This is a genomic window from Luteibacter sp., from assembly GCF_051958795.1.
GTDB lineage: Bacteria > Pseudomonadota > Gammaproteobacteria > Xanthomonadales > Rhodanobacteraceae > Luteibacter.
In genome coordinates this window covers 1-7,268 of sequence record NZ_JBQCFT010000375.1, presented here as the reverse complement: position 1 = coordinate 7,268, position 7,268 = coordinate 1, and the positions used below count along the sequence as shown (strand labels likewise).

Here is a 7,268-nt window from a genome sequence, read left to right as displayed (position 1 = left end):
GATGGACTACAACACCGGGCAGATCATCGCGTCGAAGGAACCCGACCTGCAGCTGGAGCCGGCGTCGATCACCAAGGTGATGACCGACTACGTCGTGTCCGCCGAGATCGGCAACGGCAAGATCCACATGACCGATCCGGTCACCATCAGCGAGAACGCGTGGCGCGGCGGCGGTGCGGGCACCGACGGTTCCACCAGCTTCCTGAAGCTCAACAGCCAGGTGCCGCTGAAGGACCTGCTGTACGGCATGATCATCCAGTCGGGTAACGACGCCGCCATCGCGCTGGCCGAGCACACCGCGGGCTCCGAGCCGGCGTTCGCCAACCTGATGAACGCCTATGCCAAGCAGATCGGCATGGTGCACTCGAACTTCGAGAATGCATCGGGCTACCCGGTCGCCAACCACTTCACCACGGCCCACGACATCGCGATCCTGTCGCGCGCGCTCATCCACGATTTCCCCGAGGATTACGCGATCTCGGCCGTGAAGGAGTTCGAGTGGAACGGCATCAAGCAGCACAACCGCAACCTGCTGCTGTGGCGCGATAACACCGTCGACGGCATCAAGACCGGCCACACCGCCGCCGCCGGCTACTGCCTTGCCGCCTCGGCGAAGCAGGGCGATGCCCGCATGATCGCGATCGTGATGGGCGCGAGCAGCGAGAAGGGCCGCGCCGATGCCGCGCTCTCCCTGCTGAACTACGGTTTCCGCTTCTACGAAAGCCACAAGCTTTACGACGCCAACAAGGCCCTCGCCACGCCCAAGCTGTGGAAGGGCGCCGAGAACACCCTGCCGCTGGGCACCACCGAGAACGTCATGATCTCGGTCAAGCGCGGCGACTACGACAAGCTCAAGGCCGACCTGGATATCCCGAACACCCTGATCGCCCCGTTCAAGAAGGGCCAGCAGGTGGGCACGCTGCGCGTCACGCTCGATGGCCAGCCGGTCACCACGGTGCCGCTCGTGGCCCTGAACGATGCGCCGGAAGGCGGGTTCTTCTCGCGCCTGTGGGACACCATCATGCTGTGGTTCCATAGCGACGACAGCGCCAAGAAGTAAGGAGAGCGCCGATGAAAGAGATCGACTTCACCCAGGCGAAGGCCGAGGGCAAGGGCTTCCAGTTCCCCGGCCAGTTCGAGATCACCGCCATCGGCAACGCGGGCGTGGACCTTAAGGCCCGCGTCCCGCAGATCCTGCACAACATCGGCCTGGAAGTGCTCCACGAGACCGTGACCTCCAAGCTCACCCCCGCCGGCAACTACGAGTCGGTCGCGGTCAGCTTCGTCGCACAGACCCGTGAGAAGTACATGGAGGCCCACGAGGCCCTCCGCGCCGACGCGGATATCCGCTTCACCCTCTGAGGCCCGCGCCTACCTCGTAGGAGCCCACCCTGTGGGCGACGCCTATCGCCCGAACGCCACAGGCCCTGTGGCTCTCTCGCGAAAGATGTCGCCCACAGGGTGGGCTCCTACGGACAGCGTGGGGCCGGGATGTCTTGTATCGTAGGCGTCCAACCCGCAGATACCCCGACATCCCCGTCTCCCCCTGAAAGCACCATGACCCTCCCCCTCAACGTACGCCGGCTGGGGCGCGTGCCCTACGAAACCGCCTGGAAGGCCATGAGCGCCTTCACGGATAACCGCACCGAAGACACCGCCGATGAGCTGTGGCTGCTGGAGCACGACCCGGTGTTCACGCTGGGGCAGGCGGGCCTGGACGAGCACGTGCTGTTCGCGGGCGATATTCCCGTGGTCCGCGTCGATCGCGGCGGCCAGGTGACCTACCACGGCCCGGGCCAGATCGTGGCCTACCCGTTGATGGACCTGCGCCGGGTCGGCGTGGGCGTCCGCGAGATGGTCTGCAAGATCGAGCAGGCCATCATCGATACCCTCGGCGAGTGGAATATCGGCGCCGCCCGGCGTGAAGGCGCCCCCGGCGTCTACACCGCCGACGCCAAGGTCGCCGCCCTCGGGCTGCGCGTCCGCCGCGGCTGCAGCTTCCACGGCCTGGCCTTCAACGTAGACATGGACCTGGAGCCCTTCCACCGCATCAATCCTTGCGGTTACAAGGGTTTGGAGGTCACCCAGGTGGTAGACTTGGGCGGTCCGTCGCGGTTGTCAGACGTGGAAGACGTCCTGGTGCAGGAATTCTGCAAGCAGTTCGGGTTCCACGAAGTCCCCTCTGAACCCGTCATCCCCGAACTCCCCGCCCGCGTTGCGGTCTGAGGTCGTAGCCAAATGAGCCAAACCGTCCCCACATCCCCCGCCCGCAGCATCCCCATCGCCGTCGTCGACAAGCCCGGCGAGAAGATGCTCGGTAACGACAAGATCGCGCTGAACCGCGCGGCTTTCGATACGGATGCGCCTACGCTGCGCAAGCCGAGCTGGATCCGCGTGCGCCTGCCCCAGGGCAACGCCGTGCAGCAGCTCAAGGCGCGCCTGCGTGAAAACTCGCTGGTCACCGTGTGCGAGGAAGCCTCCTGCCCGAACATCCACGAGTGCTTCAGCAAGGGCACCGCCACGTTCATGATCCTCGGCGAGGTCTGCACCCGCCGTTGCTCGTTCTGCGACGTGGCCCATGGCCGCCCGCTGGCGCCGGATCCGCTCGAGCCGGCACGCCTGGCCGAGACCATCCGCGACATGCGCCTGAAGTACGTCGTGATCACCTCGGTCGATCGCGATGACCTGCGCGACGGCGGTGCCGAGCACTTCGCCGCTTGCATCCGCGCGGTGCGCCACGCCAGCCCGGATATCAAGATCGAGATCCTGACGCCCGATTTCCGCGGCAAGGGCCGCATGGAGCGCGCGCTGGAGGTCCTGAAGGATTTCCCGCCGGATGTCTTCAACCACAACCTGGAAACCGTGCCGCACCTCTACCGCGAAGTGCGCCCCGGTGCCGATTACCAGTGGTCGCTCGACCTGCTCAAGCGCTTCAAGGCGCAGCATCCGGATGTGCCGACCAAGTCCGGCATCATGCTGGGCCTGGGCGAGACGATGGAGCAGGTGCTCGAAACCATGCGCGATCTACGCGCCCATGACGTCGACATGATCACCATCGGCCAGTACCTGCAGCCGACGGCGCACCACCACCCGGTGGTCCGCTACTGGACGCCGGAAGAATACGAGGCGCTCCGCGTCGCCGGTGAAGAGATGGGCTTCGGCCATGTCGCTTCCGGCCCGTTGGTGCGATCCTCCTACCATGCCGACCTGATGGCCCACGCCGCCGGCGTCGTCGAATAAACGCTTAAGCACTCCGAGGCTTTACATGACCCTTCGCCCCGTGTCGCTCGCCCTCCTGCTGGCCCTTACCGCCACAGGGGCGTACGCCCAGAATGCCGCCCCACAGCAGCCTGGCGCGACACCGCCGGCGAAGAGCGCGGCGCCGCAACCGAAGGATGCGTCGGAGGCGGCGACCTCGCCGGAGCCGCAGCGCAAGGAATCCACCCTCCCGCTGAAGCCGACCTCGGCGGAAACGCAGGCCGCGCAGCTTTCCGCGCGCTTCCTCACCCGTTTCCACTACCAGGCGCAGCCGCTCGACGACGCCATGTCGGCCAAGATCTTCAAGGCCTACTTCGACGACCTCGATAGCGAGAAGGTCTTCTTCACCCAGGAAGACATGGCGAAGTTCGAACCGCTGAAGACGCAGTTCGACGATGCCATCTGGAACCAGGACCTCAGCGGCCCGTTCTCGGTGTTCAACCTGTACATCACGCGCGCCGTCGATCGCATGAACTACGCGCGCGGCCTGCTGAAGAAGGGTTTCGATTTCAGCGGCAACGAGACCTTCAATTTCGATCGCAAGAAGGCCCCGGTCCCGAAGAACCAGGCCGAGCTCGACGAGGTGTGGCGCAAGCGCACCATGAACGACTGGCTGCGCCTGAAGCTGGCCGGCAAGAGCGACGACGACATCCGCAAGACGCTCGACAAGCGCTACGCGACCTACATCGGCCGCGTCCGCCAGCTCGATGACGAGGATGCCACCCAGGCGTTCATGACCGCCTACGCCAACTCCACCGACCCGCACACCGATTACCTCGGCCCCCGCGCGGCGGATGCGTTCGATATCGCCATGCGCCTGTCGCTGGAAGGTATCGGCGCGGTGCTGCAGGCGCGCGACGATTACACGACCATCCGCGAGCTCGTCCCGGGTGGCCCGGCCATGAAGTCGGGCAAGCTCAAGCCGGGCGACCGCATCGTGGCCATCGGCCAGGGCGAAACCGGCCCTATGGTCGATGTGGTGGGCTGGCGCCAGGATGACGTGGTCAAGCTCATCCGCGGCAAGAAGGACACCACCGTCCGCATCGAAGTGCTGCCCGGCGATGCCGGCGTGGATGGCAAGCACGACATCGTCACCCTTGTGCGCAAGAAGGTCACGATGGAAGAGCAGGCCGCCAAGTCGAAGGTCATCGACGTGAAGGATGGCGACGTCACGCGCAAGATCGGCGTGATCGAACTGCCGACCTTCTACCAGGATTTCGGCGCCCGCCGTAACGGCGATGCCAACTTCAAGAGCGCCACGCGCGATGTGTCCAAGCTGCTCACCGAGCTGAAGGCGCAGAAGGTCGAAGGCGTCATCATGGACCTGCGCAACAACGGCGGCGGGTCGCTCAACGAAGCCACCGAACTCACCGGCCTGTTCATCGATACCGGCCCGGTCGTGCAGGTGCGCGATGCGCGCGGCCAGGTCGAAGCCCAGGGCGATGACCAGCCGGGCATGTCGTGGGATGGCCCGATGGCCGTCATGGTCAACCGTGGTTCCGCGTCGGCGTCCGAGATTTTCGCGGCCGCCATCCAGGATTACGGCCGTGGCCTGATCATCGGCGAGCCGACCTTCGGCAAGGGCACCGTGCAGAACCTGGTCGACCTCGACCGCTTCGGCAAGGCGCAGACCGGCGAAGATGCGAAGTACGGCGAGCTCAAGATGACCATCGCCGAGTTCATCCGCATCAACGGCGACAGCACGCAGCTGCATGGCGTCACGCCGGACGTGCAGTTCCCGCAGAACGGCGATGCCAAGGAATTCGGCGAGTCCACCTATGACAATGCGCTGCCGTGGCGGCACATTGATCCGGCCGACTACAAGCCGGTCGCCGATCTCAAGCCGATCATCGGTCCGCTCAACCAGAAGCACCAGGCACGCGTCGCGACCTCGCCGGCGTGGAAGCTGATGCTCGACGAGCTGGCGCAGTACAAGCAGCTGCGCGACAAGACCGATATCTCGCTGAACTTCGCCGCCCGCCAGGCCGAACGCAAGCAGTTCGACGCCACGCAGGCCGATTTCCGCAACCGTCGCAAGGCGATCTTCGGCGGCGACGGCAACGCGGATGTCGATGACCAGAACAGCGGTGATGATGGCCTCAACGCCAACGAGCGCAGCATCAAGAGCGACCTGAAGCAGGAAGCCGACGCGAAGAAGGCGAAGGACACCCCGCTGGATGAAGCCGCCCACATCGTCAGCGACGAGGTGGCGCTCATCAAGGGCGATGCGAAGGTCGCCTCCGAAGTGCTCCCCTACGGCGGCAAGAAGATCGACACCCCGCCGCAGACAGCCCAGGCCACGAAGCCCGAGCCCAACACGCCGAAGTGATGCAGAAGGCCCCCTCAGCGGGGCCCTCTCTTTTATGCGGTTGCGGCTACGCCGCCATGCCTTGGCGCCTCCGGCGCACCGCCGCTGCGTACCATCCAACGGGCGACTCCGTGCGTCTCGTAGGAGCCCACCCTGTGGGCGACGCCGGTCGCGAAAGAGCTACTTGAACTGTTACGTCATCGCGAAAGATGTCGCCCACAGGGTGGGCTCCTACACAGCGGGGGCGTTTGAAACCGGGTCTTCACGGTTTCGTTGCTAGCCTCCCCCGCGATTCTTCGCTTCGGAAAGGCAGGCCTCGCATGCTCGACTTCCTCGATCACCTCGGCATCGACCACGCCACGCGGCTGGTCATCATCGGCTGGTGCATCCGCATCGGCATCGCGCTCGTCGCGCTGCTCATCGGGTTCTGGATCGCCGCCCGGGTCGCCAATATCGGCAAGCGCGCCCTCGAGCGCGCCCGCGTCGACGACACCCTCGCCGGCTTCCTGCGCAACGCCATCTACGGCCTGCTGATCGCCTTCGTCATCGTCCAGGTCATGGGCATGGCCGGGATCCCGACGGCCTCGTTCATCGCCGCGCTCGGCGCCGCCGGCCTGGCCATCGGCCTGGCGCTCAACAGCTCGCTGTCGAACCTCGCCTGGGGCGTGCTCCTGATCCTGTTCCGCCCCTACCGCATCGGCGATTACGTGCTGATCGGCGGGGTCGAGGGCACCGTGGAGAGCATCAACCTGATGCACACCTACGTCATCACCCCGGACAACCGCGAGGCCGTGGTGCCCAACGCCAAGGTCGGCGGCGACGCCATCATCAACTTCAACCGCCGCGGCACCCGCCGGTTCGAGATCAAGGTGGGCATCGCCTACACCGACGATATCGGCAAGGCCATGGACATCATCCGCGGGCTGCTCGACGCCGACCCGCGGATCATGAAGGACCCGGCCCCGGGCGTCTGGACCGACAGCCTCGGCGCCTCGAACGTCACCCTGGTGATCCGCGGCTGGTGCACCGTGGCCGACATGTACGGCGCCCAGACCAAGCTGCTGATGGACATCAAGGACGAGTTCGGCGGGGCGGGGATCACGATCCCGTCGTCGAGCACGGATATCCGGCTGCTGCCGGCGGAAGAGCCCAAGCCGGCCAGCTGATCGCCCCACCGACCGTAGGAGCCCACCCTGTGGGCGACATCTTTCGGGGTTTTCGCGAACGGCGTCGCCCACAGGGTGGGCTCCTACCAGGCGTCGTTGGGCTCTCATTACCGCCCCGCACAACAGAAATCGCCCCAAACAACCGTTTGAATCGTGGGAATCTCCTCCCGAGGGATTACAATCGACCGGTTGCGCCGCACCACGGCGCCCGACATTCCCCCGTTGGAGGGTTCGTCCGCCCTTCATCGCTGTTTTTGAGGAGGTTCCATGGCCGACGTCAAAGAAGCCCGCGTGCCCGATATCGGTGGCAAGCCGGTGCCCATCATCGAAATCATGGTCAAGGTCGGCGACACCGTCGAAAAAGACCAGAGCCTGGTCACGCTGGAGTCCGACAAGGCCACCATGGAAGTCCCGGCGCCGTTCGCCGGCGTGATCAAGGAAATCAAGGTCAAGGTCGGTGACGAGGTCAACGACAACGACGTGATCGCCCTGGTCGAAGCCGCGGGCGATGCCCCGGCCGCTCCGGCCCCGGCCCC

General features: G+C 65.5%; 7 protein-coding genes. All 7 read left to right on the top strand.

The genetic code is table 11. From position 1 onward, the window contains the following. Positions 1 to 1,060: D-alanyl-D-alanine carboxypeptidase family protein (locus ACTHLF_RS20055; RefSeq protein WP_440329815.1), on the top strand; the 1,060-nt coding region annotated here is incomplete at its 5' end. Between the two features lie 11 nt (positions 1,061 to 1,071). Next, positions 1,072 to 1,362, top strand: coding sequence for a DUF493 family protein (locus ACTHLF_RS20050; RefSeq protein ID WP_440329814.1), 291 nt, complete (start codon positions 1,072 to 1,074; stop codon positions 1,360 to 1,362). A 195-nt stretch (positions 1,363 to 1,557) separates the two neighbouring features. Continuing rightward, positions 1,558 to 2,226: a lipoyl(octanoyl) transferase LipB gene (lipB, locus tag ACTHLF_RS20045; RefSeq protein ID WP_440329812.1), complete on the top strand. Its 669-nt coding sequence runs from the start codon at positions 1,558 to 1,560 to the stop codon at positions 2,224 to 2,226. A gap of 12 nt (positions 2,227 to 2,238) precedes the next feature. Beyond that, a complete protein-coding gene (gene lipA, locus ACTHLF_RS20040) occupies positions 2,239 to 3,240 on the top strand; it encodes a lipoyl synthase (RefSeq protein WP_440329810.1) in 1,002 nt (333 codons plus the stop codon). A 25-nt stretch (positions 3,241 to 3,265) separates the two neighbouring features. Further along, entirely contained in the window at positions 3,266 to 5,587 is a 2,322-nt protein-coding gene (locus ACTHLF_RS20035) for a carboxy terminal-processing peptidase (protein ID WP_440329809.1), read from the top strand. A 299-nt stretch (positions 5,588 to 5,886) separates the two neighbouring features. Beyond that, entirely contained in the window at positions 5,887 to 6,732 is an 846-nt protein-coding gene (locus ACTHLF_RS20030) for a mechanosensitive ion channel family protein (protein WP_440329807.1), read from the top strand. Between the two features lie 267 nt (positions 6,733 to 6,999). Continuing rightward, a partial coding sequence (locus ACTHLF_RS20025) for a biotin/lipoyl-containing protein (RefSeq protein ID WP_440329805.1) occupies positions 7,000 to 7,268 on the top strand: 269 nt, incomplete at its 3' end.